20 protein-coding genes are annotated in these 19,412 nt (G+C 32.9%); all 20 read right to left on the bottom strand.

Going from position 1 to position 19,412, the window contains the following annotated elements; genetic code table 11:
• Window positions 1-6 precede the first annotated feature (6 nt).
• Window positions 7-870: a tRNA pseudouridine(55) synthase TruB gene (truB, locus tag CLORY_RS10605; protein ID WP_079424073.1), complete on the bottom strand. Its 864-nt coding sequence runs from the start codon at window positions 868-870 to the stop codon at window positions 7-9.
• Window positions 871-1,821: a DHH family phosphoesterase gene (locus CLORY_RS10600; protein WP_079424071.1), complete on the bottom strand. Its 951-nt coding sequence runs from the start codon at window positions 1,819-1,821 to the stop codon at window positions 871-873. It lies immediately after the preceding gene.
• A complete protein-coding gene (rbfA, locus tag CLORY_RS10595; RefSeq protein ID WP_079424068.1) occupies window positions 1,814-2,170 on the bottom strand; it encodes a 30S ribosome-binding factor RbfA in 357 nt (118 codons plus the stop codon). Before rbfA ends, CLORY_RS10600 begins: the two co-directional genes overlap by 8 nt.
• 14 nt (window positions 2,171-2,184) lie before the next feature.
• Window positions 2,185-4,263, bottom strand: a complete 2,079-nt coding sequence (gene infB, locus CLORY_RS10590) for a translation initiation factor IF-2 (protein WP_079424066.1) — start codon at window positions 4,261-4,263, stop codon at window positions 2,185-2,187.
• 19 nt (window positions 4,264-4,282) lie between these two features.
• The gene (locus tag CLORY_RS10585) at window positions 4,283-4,588 is read right to left on the bottom strand and encodes a ribosomal L7Ae/L30e/S12e/Gadd45 family protein (protein WP_079424064.1); all 306 of its coding nucleotides are present in this window, start codon (window positions 4,586-4,588) and stop codon (window positions 4,283-4,285) included.
• A 3-nt stretch (window positions 4,589-4,591) separates the two neighbouring features.
• Window positions 4,592-4,849: an RNase P modulator RnpM gene (gene rnpM / locus CLORY_RS10580; protein WP_079424062.1), complete on the bottom strand. Its 258-nt coding sequence runs from the start codon at window positions 4,847-4,849 to the stop codon at window positions 4,592-4,594.
• 11 nt (window positions 4,850-4,860) lie between these two features.
• Window positions 4,861-5,916, bottom strand: a complete 1,056-nt coding sequence (nusA, locus tag CLORY_RS10575; protein ID WP_079424060.1) for a transcription termination factor NusA — start codon at window positions 5,914-5,916, stop codon at window positions 4,861-4,863.
• Window positions 5,909-6,391 carry a ribosome maturation factor RimP gene (rimP, locus tag CLORY_RS10570; protein WP_079424058.1) on the bottom strand — a complete coding sequence of 161 codons (483 nt, stop codon included), beginning with the start codon at window positions 6,389-6,391 and terminating at the stop codon, window positions 5,909-5,911. The genes nusA and rimP overlap by 8 nt, the downstream gene beginning before the upstream one ends.
• Window positions 6,392-6,854: 463 nt before the next feature.
• Window positions 6,855-7,904 (bottom strand): flavodoxin-dependent (E)-4-hydroxy-3-methylbut-2-enyl-diphosphate synthase, encoded by a 1,050-nt coding sequence (ispG, locus tag CLORY_RS10565; protein ID WP_079424056.1) that lies wholly within the window; start codon window positions 7,902-7,904, stop codon window positions 6,855-6,857.
• Window positions 7,905-7,916: 12 nt separating this feature from the next.
• A complete protein-coding gene (gene rseP, locus CLORY_RS10560) occupies window positions 7,917-8,930 on the bottom strand; it encodes an RIP metalloprotease RseP (RefSeq protein ID WP_207652197.1) in 1,014 nt (337 codons plus the stop codon).
• A gap of 33 nt (window positions 8,931-8,963) precedes the next feature.
• Window positions 8,964-10,118, bottom strand: a complete 1,155-nt coding sequence (locus tag CLORY_RS10555; protein ID WP_079424054.1) for a 1-deoxy-D-xylulose-5-phosphate reductoisomerase — start codon at window positions 10,116-10,118, stop codon at window positions 8,964-8,966.
• Between the two features lie 125 nt (window positions 10,119-10,243).
• Complete coding sequence (locus CLORY_RS10550) at window positions 10,244-11,044, bottom strand: phosphatidate cytidylyltransferase (RefSeq protein ID WP_079424052.1); 801 nt, start codon at window positions 11,042-11,044, stop codon at window positions 10,244-10,246.
• Between the two features lie 21 nt (window positions 11,045-11,065).
• Window positions 11,066-11,827: an isoprenyl transferase gene (locus tag CLORY_RS10545; RefSeq protein WP_079424050.1), complete on the bottom strand. Its 762-nt coding sequence runs from the start codon at window positions 11,825-11,827 to the stop codon at window positions 11,066-11,068.
• A 240-nt stretch (window positions 11,828-12,067) separates the two neighbouring features.
• A complete protein-coding gene (gene frr / locus CLORY_RS10540) occupies window positions 12,068-12,625 on the bottom strand; it encodes a ribosome recycling factor (RefSeq protein WP_079424048.1) in 558 nt (185 codons plus the stop codon).
• A gap of 14 nt (window positions 12,626-12,639) precedes the next feature.
• Window positions 12,640-13,347 carry a UMP kinase gene (gene pyrH / locus CLORY_RS10535; protein WP_079424046.1) on the bottom strand — a complete coding sequence of 236 codons (708 nt, stop codon included), beginning with the start codon at window positions 13,345-13,347 and terminating at the stop codon, window positions 12,640-12,642.
• 75 nt (window positions 13,348-13,422) lie between these two features.
• Complete coding sequence (gene tsf / locus CLORY_RS10530; protein ID WP_079424044.1) at window positions 13,423-14,346, bottom strand: translation elongation factor Ts; 924 nt, start codon at window positions 14,344-14,346, stop codon at window positions 13,423-13,425.
• A 41-nt stretch (window positions 14,347-14,387) separates the two neighbouring features.
• Complete coding sequence (gene rpsB / locus CLORY_RS10525; RefSeq protein ID WP_079424042.1) at window positions 14,388-15,089, bottom strand: 30S ribosomal protein S2; 702 nt, start codon at window positions 15,087-15,089, stop codon at window positions 14,388-14,390.
• Window positions 15,090-15,281: 192 nt separating this feature from the next.
• Entirely contained in the window at window positions 15,282-16,058 is a 777-nt protein-coding gene (gene codY, locus CLORY_RS10520; RefSeq protein WP_079424040.1) for a GTP-sensing pleiotropic transcriptional regulator CodY, read from the bottom strand.
• Between the two features lie 122 nt (window positions 16,059-16,180).
• Window positions 16,181-18,283 carry a type I DNA topoisomerase gene (gene topA / locus CLORY_RS10515; protein WP_079424105.1) on the bottom strand — a complete coding sequence of 701 codons (2,103 nt, stop codon included), beginning with the start codon at window positions 18,281-18,283 and terminating at the stop codon, window positions 16,181-16,183.
• A 48-nt stretch (window positions 18,284-18,331) separates the two neighbouring features.
• A complete protein-coding gene (gene dprA, locus CLORY_RS10510; RefSeq protein ID WP_242954393.1) occupies window positions 18,332-19,291 on the bottom strand; it encodes a DNA-processing protein DprA in 960 nt (319 codons plus the stop codon).
• Window positions 19,292-19,412 lie beyond the last annotated feature (121 nt).

Genomic DNA, 19,412 nt, shown 5'->3' with positions numbered 1-19,412 from the left:
TTACTCCTAAACTAACAATAATGCTTTAAACCCACAGTTGTTTTTTTCACCGATGCCTATCAATGTATCATTCTCATTATATACTCTGTACTTTGATAATTCCATGTCGTCAATAAAGCTTTTATCTTTTATGTTAACACCATTTACAAATAGTTTTTTAAATCTAGAATTGACTTTTATCTGTGGGAGTTCGTCAAACACCTTTTCTATACTAATAATATGATCAAATATATTTTCTTCATTTAATTTATTTATATCGATTGAATCTTCAATTTTAAACTTACCTGAATATACTCTTATAAGATTGCTCATCATAGCTCCACATCCAAGTTCATTTCCTATATCATAACAAAGACTTCTTATATAAGTGCCTTTGGAGCAAACCACATCAAATAATACTTTATTATCATGAATATTAAAAATATTAAGGTCATATATATTAATTTCTCTAGGCTGTCTCTCTACTTCAATACCAGCCCTTGCTAATTCATATAGCTTTCTTCCATTATGCTTAAGTGCTGAATACATAGGCGGCACTTGCATAATTTCACCTTTAAATTTCATCATCGCCTCTTTTATCTTTTCATCAGAAACATTTACTGATTGTAAACTTAATATTTTTCCTTCCCTGTCATAAGTATCAGTAACTACTCCTAAAGTCATTTCAACCCTATAGCATTTATCGCCCTGCATAATAAAATCTATAAGTTTTGTAGCTTTTCCAACACATATAGGTAACACACCAGCTGCAGCCGGGTCTAAAGTTCCTGTATGGCCCACTTTTTTTATATGCAGAATTTTTCTTACCCTCGCCACTACATCAAACGAAGTCATTCCTTCAGGCTTATAGCAGTTAATTATTCCATCCATTTAATTAAATCCTTTGCTTATCAATTCTATTAGTTGTTTTTCTATATCCTTTATCTTACCTGAATAGGTAAAACCAGCTGCTTTTATATGGCCTCCGCCTCCATATACCTCTGCTACACTCTTAACATCATATTCCTTTTGGGAGCGAAGACTTACTTTAAGTCTATCACTGGTTTCTTTAAAAAACACGACCACTTCAACTGTATTAATGAGTGAACCTATATTTACAAGCTCAGATATATCTGAATTATCACATCCATATTCATGAACTAAGTTTTCAGTTACGCTAAGTACACATATCCTGCCATCAGCATACATTGCCATATTTTCTATAACCTTTCCAGCTAATTTCACTACACAAAGTTCTTTATTATCATATATAAGACTATGTATTTGAGAGAAGTTTATACCTGTACCTATCAAATTTCCAGCTATTTCATGAGTAAGTTTTGTAGTATTAGAATACTTAAATGAACCACAATCAGTTATTATAGACGTATACAGGCATGTAGCAATTTCTTGGTCTATATCTATATTCATTTCCTCTAAAAGCTTATAAACAATCTCTCCCATGGAAGAATAACTAGTATCCACAAAATTTATATCACCATAGTAATCATTAGATGCGTGATGATCCATATTTATAAGGATATAATTTGTGTTTTCTCTATCGATACCACAATTTACCCTTTCTACATTTCCACAATCCAAAATTATAAGGCAATCTACATTTGGATTTATATCTCCATTAACTATTTCCTCAATATGAGGCAAAAACCCCGTAAATTTAGGGGTTGTATCTTTCATTACTATTATTGGGTTTTTACCTATTTTTCTTAGCGCAAGCATAAGGCCGAGAGAACTTCCTATACTATCGCCATCTGGAGATACGTGAAAGCTGATAGCTATGTTTTTTGCCTTCTTTATCGTAGAAATTATTGGGCTAAACATCTTTATCACCTTTAATCCTCTCCAATATAGCATCTATATGCATACCATGTTCTATACTTTCATCTTTCTCCAACATAATTTGAGGAGTATACCTAAGCTGCATTCTATTGCTAAGTTCCTTTCTTATAAAGCCAGCAGAATTCTTTAGTGCTGTAAATGTTGCTTCTTCATCTTCACCATTTCCAAATATGCTTACATAGACCTTTGCATATTTTAAATCCTTGGTAACCTCAGCCTTGGTAACACTTATCATTGCCCCTATTCTAGGATCCTTAAGGTCATTTCTGATTATTTCACTTATCTCTCTTCTAACCTCTTCATTTATTCTGCCTCGTCTATAATTTGCCATACAATTCACCTCTTTTATAGATGCTCTCTCTTAACTTCCTGCATAGTATATGCTTCAACTACATCTCCAACTTTTATATCATTAAACTTCTCGATACTAAGACCACATTCATAGCCTGCATTTACTTCTTTTACATCATCTTTAAATCTCTTTAATGAATCTAATTTTGTTTCTAAAATTACGATACCATCACGAATAATTCTGATATCGCTGTTTCTGGTTATTTTCCCATCAAGTACATAGCAACCAGCAACAGTTCCTACATTTGAAATCTTATATGTCTGTCTTACCTCTACTCTTCCCAATACTACTTCTTTATAATCAGGTTCAAGCATACCAATCATAGCAGACTTTATATCTTCTATAGCATCGTATATTATTCTATAGGTTTTAATCTCAACATTTTCTTTTTCACTCATTATAGATGCATTTGCATCAGGTCTTACATTAAAACCTATTATAATAGCATTGGATGCGGATGCTAAAGTTACATCAGTTTCTGTAATAGCTCCTACTCCACCATGAAGCACTCTAACCTTAACATCTTCAGTAGAAAGTTTTTCTAATGACTGCTTAACTGCTTCTATAGAACCCTGAACATCAGCTTTAACTATGATATCAAGTTCTTTTACTTTACCTTCTTTAATCTGACTATATAAATCTTCCAGTGAAACTTTATGCATAGACTGGGTTTCATTTTTTATTTTCTCTTTTCTGGATTCAGCCATCTGTCTTGCTGTCTTCTCATCTTTTACAACATTGAATTTATCTCCAGCTACTGGGACTTCTGAAAGGCCAAGTATCTCTACTGGAATAGATGGACCAGCTGATTTGATTTTCTTACCTTTATCATCGAACATCGCTCTAATTCTTCCATAGGTTGTTCCTACTATAATTGATTCTCCTACGTGCAATGTTCCATTTTGAACTAAGAGCGTTGCTATAGCTCCTCTTCCCTTATCAAGTTTAGCTTCTACCACGGTACCTTTTGCTTTTCTCTTAGGGTTAGCTTTTAATTCCAACATCTCTGCAGAAAGAATTACCATTTCTAATAGAGAATCTATACCTAGTTTATTTTTTGCTGATACAGGAACGCATATAGTATCTCCGCCCCAATCTTCTGCAAGAAGTCCGTACTCTGAAAGTTCCTGTTTTACTCTGTCAGGATTAGCATCTGGCTTATCTATTTTATTTATAGCTACAATCATCGGAACATTAGCTGCCTTACAATGATTTATCGCTTCCGCAGTCTGAGGCATAACACCATCATCTGCTGCTACAACAAGAATAACTACATCTGTAAGCTGAGCGCCTCTCGCCCTCATTGCAGTAAATGCTTCATGCCCTGGTGTATCTAAAAATGTTATTTTCTCTTCTCCTATATTTACTGTATAGGCACCTATATGCTGAGTTATTCCGCCTGCCTCAGTTTCTGTAACTCTTGCTTTTCTTATAGCATCCAAAAGTGAAGTCTTACCATGATCAACATGACCCATGACAGTAACTACAGGTGGTCTCTTTATAGCCTTTGTATCTTCTTCTTCTTCCTCTTCCTCAATGTTATTGTCTGCATTTTCCTCTTTTAATACTACTTGAACATCAAATTTAGCAGCCAACTTTTCTGCTGTATTAAAATCTATTTCCTGATTGATAGCAGCCATAACTCCAAGGAATATAAGTTGTTTAATAACTTCAGTACTAGGCTTATTTAATTTTTCTGATAATTCTTTTACTGTTATTGTGTTAGATATCTCTATAATAGTTCCGTCCTCTTGTTCTTTCTTATTATCTTCTTGAACTTCATCATTTATTCTAGACTTATTCTTTTTCTTATTTTTAGTGAAAACTTGATCTTTAACATATATTTCTTCGTATTTAGAAACAATATCTTCTTCTTCTTCTTTATCTTCTTTCGGAGAAGCATTCCCTTCACTGTCCATCAAAAGTTCCTTAATTAACTCCGCGTCCTCATTTTCTACTACACTCATGTGATTTTTTACTATAACATTAAACTCTTCTTCGAGAATTGTTATAAGTTCCTTACTTGATATATTTAATTCCTTAGCTAATTCATACACCCTTATTTTGGACATATATTCACCCCCGATTATTTTACTTCGACTCATAGATTTCCATAAGTCTATGGCTCATGTTCTTGTCTTTCAAGCAAATTACATTTATCTCCGCTCTGCCTACGGCTCTACCAAGTGTAATCTTATCATAACACTGCAGCATAGTTATCTCTTGATCATTACATATTTTTGAAAACTTATCCAATGTATTTTGAGATACATCATTAGATATAATACATAAATATATTTTTGTTTTCTTTACACATTGCATTGCGTTATTGTATCCTTCTACCGTAGCACCAGCTCTTTTGCATAAAGACAAGAACTGTAAAAATTTATCTTGCATATATTATAACTCTTCCTTTAACCTTTCATATAATTCATCGGATATTTTTATCTCAAGGTTTTTCTCTAGTTTTTTAGTTCTAAAAGCCTTTTCAAGACATTGAATGTCTTTGCAGATATATGCTCCTCTTCCAGGTTTTTTTCCAGTTAAATCAATAGAAACTTCTCCCTCTTTATTTTTAACTATCCTTACAAGTTCCTTCTTAGGTTTCATTTCCATGCATCCTGTACACATTCTTAATGGAATTTTTTTTGTCTTCATAGAAACACCCCCTACTCTTGCTGCTCTACCTGTGATTTACTCTTTATATCAATTTTCCAGCTTGTAAGTTTTGCTGCCAATCTTACATTCTGTCCTTCTTTACCGATAGCTAATGAAAGTTGGTTATCATCTACAACAACCTTAGCAGCTTTAGCTTCCTCATCAATGCTTACATCAATTACCTTAGCAGGGCTTAACGAATTCGCAATATACTCTTCAGGAAGTTTATTCCACTTTATTATGTCTATTTTTTCATTTTTTAATTCATTTACAATATTCTGAACTCTTGCTCCTTTAGGACCCACACATGCTCCCATAGCGTCCACATTCTCATCATTGGAATATACTGCTATTTTAGTCCTCGAGCCAGCTTCTCTAGCTATACTCTTGATTTCTACAACTCCTTCATATATTTCCGGAACTTCAAGTTCAAATAATCTTTTAACGAGTCCCGGGTGAGTTCTCGATACAACTATCTGTGCTCCCTTTGTTGTATTCTTTACTTCAACGATATACAGTTTCAATTTTTCATTGAAGTTATACTCCTCCCCCCTCATTTGCTCTGAAGATCCCAATACTGCTTCTATCTTTCCTAAATCTACAAACACGTTACCTTTGTCTTTACGAATTACAGTTCCAGTTATTATATCAAATTCTTTTTCAACAAATTCATTATATATTATATTTCTTTCAGCTTCTTTTATTCTCTGAACTACCACCTGTTTAGCTGACTGAGCCGCTATTCTCCCAAAAGATTTTGGTGTAACTTCTATATCCACCATATCCTCGACTTCATATTTTTTGTTTATTTCCTTAGCATCTTCTAAAGATATTTCATTTACACTATCCTGTAATTCTTCTACTACCTTCTTTTGTGAATAAACATGTATTTCACCTGTATCCCTATTTAAACTAACTCTCACATTTTGAACTGCTCCATTATTACCTGCATAATTCTTCTTATAGGCAGCCACTAGTGCATCTTCTATAGTTGTAAATAATAATTCCGCGCTAATTCCTTTTTCTTTAACTATTTCCCTTAATGCAAGTATAAATTCCTCATTCATTGGTAATCTCCTCCTTTAAACTCCCCTCTAAACTTATTTTCCTTATCTTTTTTCTGTCAATCTTAATTATTGAATTTTCTTCTTTAATATATATGTCTGTTTCGTCAAAACCATCTAGAATCCCAGATATTTTTTTTCTGCCTTGCGCTTCTGGTTTCAACCTTACCACCACTGGATAACCTGTATACTTTTTCATATGTTCTTCAGTATACAAAGTTCTGAACATTCCTGGAGAAGATACTTCTAAATAATAACTTTCCTCAATAGGATCCTCAACATCTAACATATCACTTATAGGTCTGCTTACTTTTGCACAATCATCAAGAGATATCCCGTCATTGTTATCAATATACACCCTTAGATAATTTTCCCCATCTTCTTTTACAAATTCTATGTAATATAGTTCATAGCCCAAGTTATCAACTATAGGTTTAATAAGCTCATTAATTTTTTTTAGTTCTTTTTCATTTTTCAAAATATTACCTCCGATTACGTTGTAGATTAACTATAATATAAACGTTGATATTTATCTATTTTTAGCAATTAAAAACGCAACATACGTTGCGTCAAAAGTTAAATAGAAAGAGCGGGTATTACTAAATCCCACTCATAAAAAGTTAAAGTATACAGATTCATCAAGGATATTCTAACATAGCGAAACATAAATTACAAGAAAAAATTCCACTATACTTGTAAACTGCTAAAATAATGTAAGCTGCTTATTCTCTGTCAAACTGCTATAAGCAGTTATAGTTTTCGATATTTCAATTACAGATTTATATTATTTTTATCTAGCACGATTTAATAATCTTTTATCATTCTTAATTATATTATCCCCCGTAATATTAAGTTCATCCATTTTTTCATTGGATAATTTGTTATTAGATAGACAAATAAATCAACTAATAAACCTATTTGAAGGTTAAAGAAAACTTCTCCTACATTTTTTCTATCTCTGCCATCAATGCATCTATAAGTTCGTTCTCTTTTACTTTTTTAATAATTTTTCCTTTTTTGAATATTAATCCTTCACCTATACCTCCAGCTATACCAATATCAGCTTCTCTAGCTTCTCCTGGTCCATTAACTACACAACCCATTACTGCTACTTTAATATCCTTATTTATACTGTCTAAGCGTGTTTCTATTTCCTTAGCCAGTTTAATCAGATTTATCTGAGTCCTTCCACAAGTAGGACAGGAAACCATATTTACGCCGCCCTTAACATATCCAAAGACTCTCAGGATTTCCTTACCTGTTTTCACTTCTTCCACCGGATTATCTGTAAGAGAAACCCTTATCGTATCACCTATACCCTCAGCCAACAGTGTGCCAATACCTATACTTGACTTGATTGTTCCCCTCCATGCAGTACCTGCTTCTGTAACTCCTAGATGAAGAGGATAATCCACTTTGTCCGAAACAAGTCTATAGCTTTCTATCATCTGCATAACATCTGAAGATTTTATCGATATTACGGTATCATAGAAATTCATCGATTCCAATATTTTAACATGTGAAAGTGCACTTTCTACAAGAGCCTGTGCAGTAACTCTACCATACTTATCTAAAATGTGCTTCTCAAGTGAACCACTGTTTACTCCAACTCTTATAGGTATTGATTTATTCTTTGCAGCTTCTACAACTAACTTTACTCTGCTGATATCCCCTATATTTCCTGGATTTATTCTTAACGCTGAAACTCCATTTTTAACAGCTTCTAAGGCTAGCCTATAATCAAAATGTACATCTGCTACTACTGGTATAGATACAGCAGAAGTTATGTGCTTAAGTGCCTGAGCAGCTTGCATGTCCAATACTGCACATCTAACAATATTGCAACCAGCAGATTCTAACTCCTTTATCTGCATAATAGTAGACTTTTCATCCCTAGTATCAGTATTTGTCATAGATTGAACTGTTATCGGAGCATTCCCTCCAATAAAAATATTTCCTATTTTTATCTTTCTTGTACTCACTCTATTCATTTATATCAACTCCTACAATTTTACAGGGAAAAATATATCTTTCATAAATACTACTACCATTAAAACCATTAGTAATATAAAACCAATATAATTTACAACTGCTACCTTTTTATCATCTATTTTTTTTCTGCTGATTATTTCAAATAAAAGCATGAAAATCCATCCTCCATCCAATGCAGGGAATGGTATAATATTAAATATAGCAAGCTGTATACTAAAGAAAGCATATACTAGCATAAATGTCCATACACCTGACTTAGCAGCTTGAGACGATAGCCTTATCATCGTGACAGGTCCACCTACATCGTTAGCTGACATTTTTCCTTGGAATAGTGTGCTTAAAGCTATAAAAGTCTGTTTAACAAAAAATATGTTTTCTCTATAACCGTAAGTTATTCCCTGACTTAAAGAGGGTTTCTCTATATAAACCGGATATATTCCTACCATATACCTATTGGTTTTTTTATCAAAAGATGGAGTAAGAACGTATTTTTTTTCTGCATTATTTCTTTTTATTTTTATATCTAATGGCTTATTTTTATTATTTCCAACAATTATAGATATATCATCCCAAACTTGTACTTTTTTATTATTTATACTAACTATTTGATCACCATGTTTTAGTCCAGCCTTTTGAGCGGCGGAATTATTTACAATTCTATCTACAGAAGTAGACGCAAATCCTCTGCCCATACCTATTATAGTAAAAAGCAATACTGCTAAAATTACATTCATTAGTGGACCAGCAACTATTATGCTTAGTCTCCTAATAGCAGATTTGCTTGAAAAAGACCTCGGATCATCTACACTTTCTTCTTGACCCAACATCTTTACATATCCGCCTATAGGAAAAGCTTTTACAAGATATGTAGTTTCTCCCCCTTTTATGCCGACTATTTTAGGTCCCATTCCTAGAGAAAATTCTTCCACCTTAACTCCGTTAAGCTTTGCTAGTATAAAATGTCCAAACTCATGCGCTATAATCAATACACTAAGACCAAGTAAAGCAATTATTATATACACCATACAATCCTCCTCATATAAATCTAATTTCAATCCCTATTTATATTTTTTTATAATATAATCAGTAACTTTGCTTTGCATATCTAATATGTTATCAAGATTCACCTCCGCAGATGAAAAGAACTTATCTAGGCATTCTTTTACTATATAACTTATTTGACCAAAATTTATCTTATTATTTAAATACAAGCTGACAGCTGTCTCATTAGCAGAATTTAATATTCCTGGCATGAGACCTCCCTGCTTTCCTGCTGCAATTGCAATACCAAGGCAAGGAAAATTCTCCATATCGGGCTTTTCAAATGTAAGCTTACCTATCTCTGTTAAATCTATTTTGTTAATTACGCATTGCTTCCTATAAGGAAAATTCAACGCATACTGTATGGGTAAACGCATATCTGCAGATGCCATCTGGGCAATTATGCTGCCATCCTTATATTGTACAGCAGAATGTATTATGCTTTGCGGATGTACTACCACTTGAATATCTTCATAACACTGATTGAATAACCAATGAGCTTCTATTACTTCAAGTCCTTTGTTCATAAGCGTTGCTGAATCTATTGATATTTTACTTCCCATATTCCACTTAGGATGATTTAACGCTTCCTCTACAGGTATATTAGCTATATCATTAAACTTTCTGCCTCTAAAAGGCCCACCTGACGCAGTGAGAATTATTTTATCCACATCTTTTATATTATTCCCTTGTAAGCATTGAAAAATTGCACCATGTTCTGAATCAACAGGTAAAATGCGCACATTATTTTTCTTTGCTGCCTCCATTATTATTTCTCCTGCTACAACCAGTGTTTCTTTATTCGCAAGAGCTATATCCTTTCCATGATTTATAGCCTCAAGTGTAGGTTTTATTCCTATCATCCCAACAACAGCAGTTACTACAATGTCTACATCCTCTAATGTGCTTATATCTATAAGTCCATTCATACCCAGCAGAACTTCTGTATTTTTATTATACATCCTGCAGTAGTTACTAACCTTCTTATAAGCATTTTCCTCCATAAGAACTGCAAATTTAGGTGAAAACTCTTCTATTATTTCTATTAGTTTATCCCAGTTTTTATTTGCAGATACTGCAAACAGCTTGAATTCCTCATTTTGTCTACGTATTACATCCAAGGTTTGAGTGCCAATGGAACCTGTTGCCCCAAGCAAAGTTATATTTCTCATATTAACCTCCATTTATAAGCATTGAAAGCTCATATGAAATTCATACAAGCTTTTCTTTACTCTCCTATACATTGAAAATTTCTTTTATATGCAAAGGTAGTTTTATTATTTTATTGAACATATACTTATAGCTTCACAATAAACGTTAAATAGTAATAGATTGTAACTGAACTATACAATATACTATCGAATCTGTCAAGTATTCCACCATGTCCAGGTATAAGATTACTAAAATCTTTTATGCCCGCATATCGCTTCATTGAAGATGCTACTAAATCCCCAAATTCTGATAAAAAACTTGCTATAAGTCCTAGAATCGCATAGTGATATAATGGCATTATGTAAGTTATATTAGCCTGAATTACAGCTCCAAAAATTACTGTTAGCAGTGCACTTCCGATACATCCTCCAATGGAACCCTCTAAAGTTTTATTAGGACTTATCTTCGGACTAAGCTTTCTTTTTCCAAAATTCTTACCTATATAATATGCAAACGTATCACATCCCCAAGATGTCAAGAAAACAAGCCACACAAGTATATTACCATGTTCTTTTAGGTTAACTGATGCAATAAAGCTAAAAAATATAGGTACATAAATCAATCCCAGTATTGTTATAGCTACATCAGTATAATTATATTTACTCTTTATGATTGGTAGACATAATAATAATAATGTAGCTATTATTATCATAGGAGACAAAAATTCAGTATTTCTATATTTTATAAAAAGTAGATAATATACTACAATAAAAATAAACGCTGCAGAATTTACAGGCTTATACCCTTTATTCTTAGCAACCTTGAAAAATTCATATATTCCAATTATTGAGAGTAGCAAACATAAAGCCTGTAAGAACCATCCGCCAAGAAATACAAATACAATTAAAGGTGAGATTATTAGTGCGCCTATATATCTATTATTCATATCTAATCACCACAATCCTCATTATTTAATTCCTCCAAAACGCCTATCTCTTTTCTGATAGTCTTTTATAGCATCTTGTAAATCTTTTGGAGAAAAGTCCGGCCAATTTATATTAGAATACCAAAACTCTGAATAAGCACATTGCCAAAGCAAAAAATTACTTATTCTTTTTTCACCACTAGGTCTTATTATCAAATCTGGGTCAGGAATGCCAGCAGTAAAAAGAAATTTGTCAATCATATCTTCATCAATCATATCTATGCTCATTTGTCCATTTTTAACCCTAGCACATATTTTTTTTACTGCATAAATTATTTCATCTCTTCCTCCATAATTTAATGCTAAAGACATTACTACACCTTTATTGTTTTTAGTTTTCTCATAGGCTTTTTTCAACTCGATTTGGCACTTTTCAGGCAATTTTTCTATATTACCTATACTATTTACTACGACATTATTTTTATGTAATTCATCCACTTCTTTTTTTAGATATTCCAAAAGAAGTGACATCAAAAGATCGACTTCTTCTTTAGGCCTTTTCCAGTTCTCTGTGGAAAAAGCATATAGTGTAAGATACTTAACACCAATTCTGTTGCATTCTTTAACTATGTTTCTAATTGCCTCAACACCAGCTTTATGTCCCATAAATCTTGGCAAATTTCTACTTTTTGCCCATCTTCCGTTTCCATCCATTATAATTGCTACATGCTGAGGTATATTTTCTTTAATCTTTACCTCTTTGTCTGTATTTTTATTAAAAAATTTAAATTTCAAATTAATCACCCTGTTCTGTGATTTAGTTTTATGTAAATTAATTATATATATACATAATTAATTTGTAATTTTATAATTAAAACCTGCTTAAAGCAGGTTTTTAAAAGCCTATATAAAATAAATAACTTCAATCTATTTTATTCTTCACAGCATCACCAATAACTAGATTCTTTACATATCCATAGATCTAACAATTACATAATAAAAACTTGTACTCCACCTTAGGCAATGTCATTCTATTATATAGCCTTAAATTGCCATAATTTCTTTTTCCTTTGCTTCAATTATCTTATCTACGTCTTTTATAAACACATCCGTCTTTTTCTGAATATCGTCTTCAGCTTTTTTAGACTCATCTTCAGATAGCTCGTTTGATTTCTTCATAGCTTTAATTCTATCATTGGCATCTCTTCTTATGGATCTTATTGCTACCTTAGCATCTTCGCCAGTCTTTTTTACTTGCTTTACAAGATTTCTTCTAGTTTCCTCTGTAAGTTCAGGTATTATAAGTCTTATTACTGTTCCATCACTAGATGGGTTTAAACCTAAATCAGATTTGAGTATAGCTTTTTCAATAGCTTTTACAGCCGCCTTTTCCCATGGTTGTATAAGCAATACTCTCGGTTCAGGAGCCGACACATTAGCAACTTGGTTTATTGGAACCATACCACCATAATATTCAACCTCTACTCTGTCAAGTATAGTTGGATTAGCTCTACCTGCTTTCATAGTTGAGAGTTCACTTTTCATAGCAGTTACTGATTTAGACATTTTTGCCTCTGCATTTTTCAAAATATCTTTAACCATAATTCCCCTCCATATTATTTTGAAATTAAAGTACCTATTTTCTCACCTGTTATAGCCTTCTTTATATTTCCCGGATTGTCCAAGCCGAATACTAATATCGGAATATTATTATCCATACACAAAGAAGTTGCTGTAGAATCCATAACTTGAAGACCTTTTTCTAGTACATCTATATAATTCAAATTATCATATTTAACAGCATCTTTATATTTATGAGGATCTTTATTATAAACACCATCAACTTTTTTAGCTAAAAGAATCACATCTGCTTCAATTTCAGCAGCTCTCAGTGCAGCCGTAGTATCAGTAGAAAAATAAGGATTTCCAGTACCTGCAGCAAAGATGACAACTCTTCCTTTTTCGAGATGACGCATTGCTCTTCTTCTAATATATGGCTCTGCTACTTCTTTCATTTCAATGGCAGTTTGAACTCTAGTCATTATACCCATAGATTCAAGTGAGTCCTGTAATGCTAATGCGTTAATGCAAGTAGCAAGCATACCCATGTAATCAGCAGTAGTCCTGTCCATGCCTTCACCGCTTCTGCCTCTCCATATGTTTCCTCCTCCAACTACAGCTCCAACTTCTACTCCCATGTCTACTAGTTCCTTAATTTCAAGGCTTATTCTTTTAGCGACCTCAAAATCTATACCGTAGCCTTTGTCTCCAGATAAAGCTTCACCGGATAGCTTTAACATGATTCTTTTATACTTAGGTTCCATATAAGATTCCTCCATTACGAATATTCATTTTTATTTTTTACTTTAAAAAAGAGAACACGCAGTGTTCTCTAATTTCTATTTAACCTGCTGCATTTGTTTTTTAACTTCTTCAGCAAAGTCCTCTTCAACCTTTTCTATGCCTTCGCCTCTTTCAAAACGAACAAATCCAGTAACTGTTATTGGGCATCCAGCTTCCTTCGATTTCTTATCAAGATATTTCTTTATAGTCAAGTCTGAATCTTTAACCCAAACTTGTTCTACAAGACAAACCTCTTTATAATACTTCTGAATTCTACCCATAACCATTTTTTCAACTATCTTTTCAGGTTTTCCTTCATTTAAAGCTTGAACTCTATATATTTCTTTTTCTTTTTCTATAGTATCTGAATCCACAGCACTTGTATCAAGAAATAATGGGTTTGCAGCCGCTACCTGCATAGCTAAATCCTTAGCAACTTCCTTAAGGATGTTAGTGTCAGCTTCGCTAGCAATCTCAACTAATACTCCTATTCTTCCATTACCATGTATATAACTCTGAACAACACCCTTATCTACAGAAAACTTCTTAAATCTTCTAAGATTCATGTTTTCACCAAGTTTAGCAATAAGTGCCGTAACAGCATCTTTTACTGTAACATTAGCATCTGCTATATACTTTTCTTCTACTAACTCTTCAACAGTTTTAGCTGGTGTAGTTGCAACCTGCTTAGATAAATTAGCAGCAAGTGTTTTGAACTCATCATTTTCAGCAACGAAATCAGTTTCGCAATTAAGTTCTACTAATCCTCCATTTTTAGAATCATCAGAAATATATGCACTGATAACTCCTTCTGCAGCTACTCTTCCAGCTTTTTTAGCTGCTGCTGCTAAACCCTTTTCTCTTAATACTTCTATAGCTTTATCCACATCTCCATCAGTCTGTGTCAAAGCCTTCTTGCAGTCCATCATTCCTGCTCCAGTTCTTTCTCTTAACTCTTTTACAGCTTGTGCAGTAATCATGAATTAATCCTCCCTATGCAAATTTAAAAATATTTTGATGACTATTCAGCCAATTGTTCTCCCTGTCTTCCTTCTATTATAGCATCAGAAATTTTAGAAGTAATCAATTTAACTGCTCTTATAGCATCATCGTTTCCTGGTATTACGTAATCAACTTCATCTGGATCACAGTTTGTATCAACTATAGCAACAACAGGTATTCCAAGTATTTTTGCTTCTGATATAGCATTTTTCTCTTTTCTTGGATCAACTACAAATAATGCTCCGATATTGTTATCATTCATATTTTTAATTCCACCAAGATTTTTTTCAAGTTCTTCTTTTTCATGTTTAAGTTTAATTACTTCTTTCTTAGGAAGTACATCAAACACTCCGTCTTCTTCCATTTTGTTAAGTTCTGCTAACTTGTTTATTCTTGTTTTGATAGTTTTAAAGTTAGTTAGCATTCCACCTAACCATCTATTTTTAACATAATGCATACCAGCTCTTTCTGCTTCTTCACCGATAGCTTCCTGAGCCTGCTTCTTTGTACCAACAAATAATATGTCTTTACCTTCAGCAGAAACGCTCTTTATGAACTCATAAGCATCCTCTATTTTCTTTACAGTCTTTTGAAGGTCTATTATATAGATACCATTTCTCTCTGTAAAGATATATGGAGCCATCTTAGGATTCCATCTTCTTGTTTGGTGTCCGAAATGTACACCTGCTTCTAATAATTGTTTCATTGATATTACTGACATTTTATTCCCTCCTAGGTTTTCCCTCCACTGCCTTCATACCTACAGAACACCTTAAAAGGCACCTTTCCATAGATTGGGCAATGTGTGTATTTTTTATCACTTTTAGTAGTATATCATAAGGAAAGTATTCCTTCAATGCTTTTTTTATATTTCTATATATAAAATACTATTTTCAGTAAATTATATCTTTATCTATCTTATTTTTTTTAATTCATCCATCAGTTTATCATTAAGTATTTTTATATGCGTGCCTTTCATTCCAAGTGATCTTGACTCTATTACGCCAGCACTTTCAAATTTTCGCAAAGCGTTGACTATAACCGAACGAGTGATTCCCACCTTATCGGCTATTTTTGATGCTACTAAAAGGCCCTCATTTCCATCAAGTTCATTAAATATATGTTCTACTGCCTCGAGTTCAGAATAAGACAGTGTGCCGATTGCTAATTGTACAATAGCCTTACTTCTAGCTTCCTGTTCTATTTCATCACTTTTCGCCCTCAATATTTCAAGTCCAACGATTGTGGCACTATATTCAACTATTACTAAATCATCATCAGTAAAAGGCTCACCAAATCTAGCCATTAGAAGTGTACCTATTCTTTCTCTATTTCCCATTATAGGTACAATAGTAGTAAGCTTATCACTATATTCGTCTTTATCTTCATTTTCAAAAACGTACATACCGTTTCCTGTAAGGTTTGCTTTAGTTTCTGTAATATTTAGAAGGTTTGTATTATAACTGCTTGGAAATCTCATTTCTCCATCAACACTATCTTTAGGAATTTCATACTCTAAATCTCCCGAAAAATTATACCCTAATATTTTGCCTTTTCTGCTAACTATATATACATTGCAGTTTAATACTTCCCCCAATAATTTGCAAATATCATTAAAAACTACCGGTTCCTTACCAGATTTTTGAATTATCTTATTTAGTTTTCTCGTTTTTTCCAATAAAGTAGACATTTATTTTATCTTCCTTCCATTAATAATTATTACTTTAACTGTGCTTCCATACTTGCGAAGATTCGTTATAATATTTTAAAATTTCAGAATTGTTCTTCCAATAAGTTATGTTAGCATATCGCCTACTTTTTTTCAACTGATTTGTCACTCTCTATTTTTTCTTCATATTTACATTCGTTATTCGAGCACAAAATATATTCGCCTTTAGTCTTACTATATTTTTTAACCATATAGCTTCCACAGTTAGGACAACTTTTATCTACAGGTTCAAACCAGCTGACAAAGTCACAATTCGGATAATTACTGCATCCAAAAAACTTATTACCTTTTTTGCTTCTTTTAGCCACAACCTGACCTCCGCATTTAGGACATTTTGCATCTATTTCTTCTACAATGGCTTTTGTGTTCTTACATTCAGGGTATCCAGGACAAGCTAAGAAGTCACCGAAACGACCATGTTTTATTACCATCATTTTACCACATTTCTCACATTTTACGTCACTTACCTTATCTTCAATGGTAACCTTATTAATTTCTTTCTCTGCTATATCTATAACTTCCTTAAGCGGCTCAAAAAAATCATTAACAATTTTCTGCCATTTTTCTGTTCCCTCTTCAACTCTATCAAGTTTATTTTCCATATCTGCAGTAAATTCAACATCAACAATACTCTTAAAATGTTCGCACATTATATTATTTACTATATTACCGAGCTCTGTTGGTGAAATTATCTTTTTTAATTTTTCTACATATTTTCTGCCTAGGAGAGTAGATATTATTGGAGCATATGTACTAGGTCTTCCTATACCATTTTCCTCTAATGTCTTTACAAGCGATGCTTCAGTAAATCTAGCTGGAGGTTGTGTAAAATGCTGTTTCCCATCTATTTTATTTTTATCTAGTATATCTCCCTCTTCAACCTTAGGTATATTAGTAGCATTTTCCTCCTCTTCAAGCGTATAATCATATATTTTCATAAAACCTTCAAAGTCTACTATAGAACCGTTAGCTTTTAGTATATATTGACCATTTTCAATTTCTATAACTGTAGCATTTAATATACATGAAGCCATCTGACTAGCTACGAACCTCTCCCAAATAAGTCTATATAATTTCAGTTGATCGTTACTAAGACTTTCACTAAGTTCTGCCGGTGATAACGCTGTATAAGTCGGTCTTATTGCTTCATGAGCATCTTGTATATTCTTCTTGCCCTTATAATTTCTTATCTCCTTCGGTACATACTCTTCTCCATATGTATTTTTAATGAAGTCTCTCGTATCTTTCTGTGCTTCTTCAGATACACGAACTGAATCTGTTCTCATATAGGTTATAAGTCCTACAAATCCTCTTCCCTTTACTTCAATACCTTCATATAGCTGCTGTGCTATAGACATTGTTTTCCTAGTAGGAAAATTCAGTTTTTTGTTGGCATCCTGTTGAAGTGTACTAGTTGTAAAAGGCGGTAACGGATTTTTTGTCTTCTTGCTTTTCTTAATGCTCTTTACCTTAAACTCTCCATTTTCTAATTGCGAAATAATATCGTTGCATTGCTGCTCGTTTTCTATTTCTATTTTCTTTCCATTCTTTGAAAATAGCTTTACCTGAAGAGTTTCTTTTTTACCATGTTTTTTTAATAAACACTCTACAGTCCAATATTCCTTAGGCTCAAATTTTTCAATTTCCTTTTCTCTATCACATATCATTTTCAGCGCTACGGATTGCACTCTTCCTGCACTTAGACCCCATTTTACCTTTTTCCACAGTATTGGACTTATTTCATATCCCACAAGCCTATCTAAAATTCTCCTTGCCTGTTGAGCATTGACTAGGTTTTCATTAATTTTTCTAGGGTTCTTTATTGCGTTTTTTATTGCATTCTTAGTAACCTCGTTAAATTCTATCCTGCAGGTAGCATTTCCATCTATTTTTAATATATTAGCCAAATGCCAGGATATAGCTTCGCCTTCTCTATCAGGGTCTGTAGCCAAAAAGATTTGATCGCTTTTTTTTGCAGCCTTTTTTAGTTTATCTAAGAGTTCACCTTTACCTCTTATTGTTATATATTTAGGAGCGTATCCGCTTTCTATATCAACTCCCAATTGACTTTTGGGAAGATCTCTCACATGTCCCATAGATGCCTCTACGATATAATTGGCACCCAAGTATTTTTTTATCGTCTTTGCCTTTGCAGGTGACTCAACAATCACTAATTTTTGTCCCATTGCATCCCTCAGCATCACTGCTGAAGTTTCACCCCCTACCTTAATATTTTATATATCATTTACTTTAACATAGTAATCTCCTGAAACGCATCTGACTAAATCATCAAGTTGCATTTCCAATAATAACTCATATAATAATGTAATGTCAATGTTAACAATCTTTAATATATCATCTATATGCATTGGATTGTCCGATAATATATCATATATTTTTTTCTTGGATTTACCTTCTATTCTATTGACACCGCCTAATGAATTTATATTTTTGGACGGCAACCCTAATATTGGAAGTATATCATCTATTTCTGTAACTGTCAAAGCTCCATCTCTTATCAGCTTGTTACATCCAGCGCTGCTCTTAGAAAAAATTGATCCTGGAACAGCTCCCACATCTTTCCCCATTTCCAATGCTAATGATGCTGTGATCAATGATCCGCTCCTCTCAGCAGCTTCTACTACTAGAATATAATCACTAAGTCCACTTATTATTCTATTTCTTATAGGAAAATTATACGAAAGTGGTCTTGTTCCCGGAGGGAACTCCGAAATTAAGCATCCATTACGCTTTATATTATCGTATATATTCTTATTTTCTGCTGGATATACTGTATCTATACCACATCCAAGAACAGCAGTAGTAAAACCATTGTTTTGTAAAGTCGTTTTATGGGCTACTGCATCTATTCCCCTTGCTGCTCCGCTTACTATATTGATTCCATTCTTACTAAGTTCTCTTGAAAAAAAGGCAGCTGTGTCTATTCCATAATTAGTACACTCTCTAGCACCCACGATTGCCACTGATTTTAGCCTATTAGCTGTAATAATATCCCCATAATAATATAACATATATGGATAATCTGTTAAATTTCTTAATTTATCAGGATATTGTATATCATTTACCGTTACAGTGTTAATATCATTTTTAACTAGATAATCGTATAACTTATTCAACCTGTTTAAATTCCAAGCTTTATAAAGTTTATCTATTATATCGCTTTTCTCTCTCATATCTATATTCTGCTGCATAAGCTTAAATATTCTAACTACACTGCCGTATTCATTAAGCAGCTTTGCTTTTGTATTGTTATTAATATAGGCTGTATTAAACCATATATCATATATATTGATA

It is taken from the genome of Clostridium oryzae (assembly GCF_002029235.1).
Taxonomy (GTDB): Bacteria; Bacillota; Clostridia; order Clostridiales; family Clostridiaceae; genus Clostridium_AE; species Clostridium_AE oryzae.
The sequence above is the reverse complement of the archived record's forward strand: the minus strand, read 5'-3'. Positions and strand labels throughout refer to the sequence as shown.

What these genes read in the sequence shown, in the direction of transcription:
- truB (WP_079424073.1), bottom strand. Translation starts at nt 870, where the DNA reads ATGGATGGAATAATTAACTGCTATAAGCCTGAAGGAATGACTTCGTTT.
- CLORY_RS10600 (WP_079424071.1), bottom strand. Translation starts at nt 1,821, where the DNA reads ATGTTTAGCCCAATAATTTCTACGATAAAGAAGGCAAAAAACATAGCT.
- rbfA (WP_079424068.1), bottom strand. Translation starts at nt 2,170, where the DNA reads ATGGCAAATTATAGACGAGGCAGAATAAATGAAGAGGTTAGAAGAGAG.
- infB (WP_079424066.1), bottom strand. Translation starts at nt 4,263, where the DNA reads ATGTCCAAAATAAGGGTGTATGAATTAGCTAAGGAATTAAATATATCA.
- CLORY_RS10585 (WP_079424064.1), bottom strand. Translation starts at nt 4,588, where the DNA reads ATGCAAGATAAATTTTTACAGTTCTTGTCTTTATGCAAAAGAGCTGGT.
- rnpM (WP_079424062.1), bottom strand. Translation starts at nt 4,849, where the DNA reads ATGAAGACAAAAAAAATTCCATTAAGAATGTGTACAGGATGCATGGAA.
- nusA (WP_079424060.1), bottom strand. Translation starts at nt 5,916, where the DNA reads ATGAATGAGGAATTTATACTTGCATTAAGGGAAATAGTTAAAGAAAAA.
- ispG (WP_079424056.1), bottom strand. Translation starts at nt 7,904, where the DNA reads ATGAATAGAGTGAGTACAAGAAAGATAAAAATAGGAAATATTTTTATT.
- rseP (WP_207652197.1), bottom strand. Translation starts at nt 8,930, where the DNA reads ATGGTGTATATAATAATTGCTTTACTTGGTCTTAGTGTATTGATTATA.
- CLORY_RS10555 (WP_079424054.1), bottom strand. Translation starts at nt 10,118, where the DNA reads ATGAGAAATATAACTTTGCTTGGGGCAACAGGTTCCATTGGCACTCAA.
- CLORY_RS10550 (WP_079424052.1), bottom strand. Translation starts at nt 11,044, where the DNA reads ATGAATAATAGATATATAGGCGCACTAATAATCTCACCTTTAATTGTA.
- frr (WP_079424048.1), bottom strand. Translation starts at nt 12,625, where the DNA reads ATGGTTAAAGATATTTTGAAAAATGCAGAGGCAAAAATGTCTAAATCA.
- pyrH (WP_079424046.1), bottom strand. Translation starts at nt 13,347, where the DNA reads ATGGAACCTAAGTATAAAAGAATCATGTTAAAGCTATCCGGTGAAGCT.
- tsf (WP_079424044.1), bottom strand. Translation starts at nt 14,346, where the DNA reads ATGATTACTGCACAAGCTGTAAAAGAGTTAAGAGAAAGAACTGGAGCA.
- rpsB (WP_079424042.1), bottom strand. Translation starts at nt 15,089, where the DNA reads ATGTCAGTAATATCAATGAAACAATTATTAGAAGCAGGTGTACATTTC.
- codY (WP_079424040.1), bottom strand. Translation starts at nt 16,058, where the DNA reads ATGTCTACTTTATTGGAAAAAACGAGAAAACTAAATAAGATAATTCAA.
- topA (WP_079424105.1), bottom strand. Translation starts at nt 18,283, where the DNA reads ATGGGACAAAAATTAGTGATTGTTGAGTCACCTGCAAAGGCAAAGACG.
- dprA (WP_242954393.1), bottom strand. Translation starts at nt 19,291, where the DNA reads ATGAGAGAGAAAAGCGATATAATAGATAAACTTTATAAAGCTTGGAAT.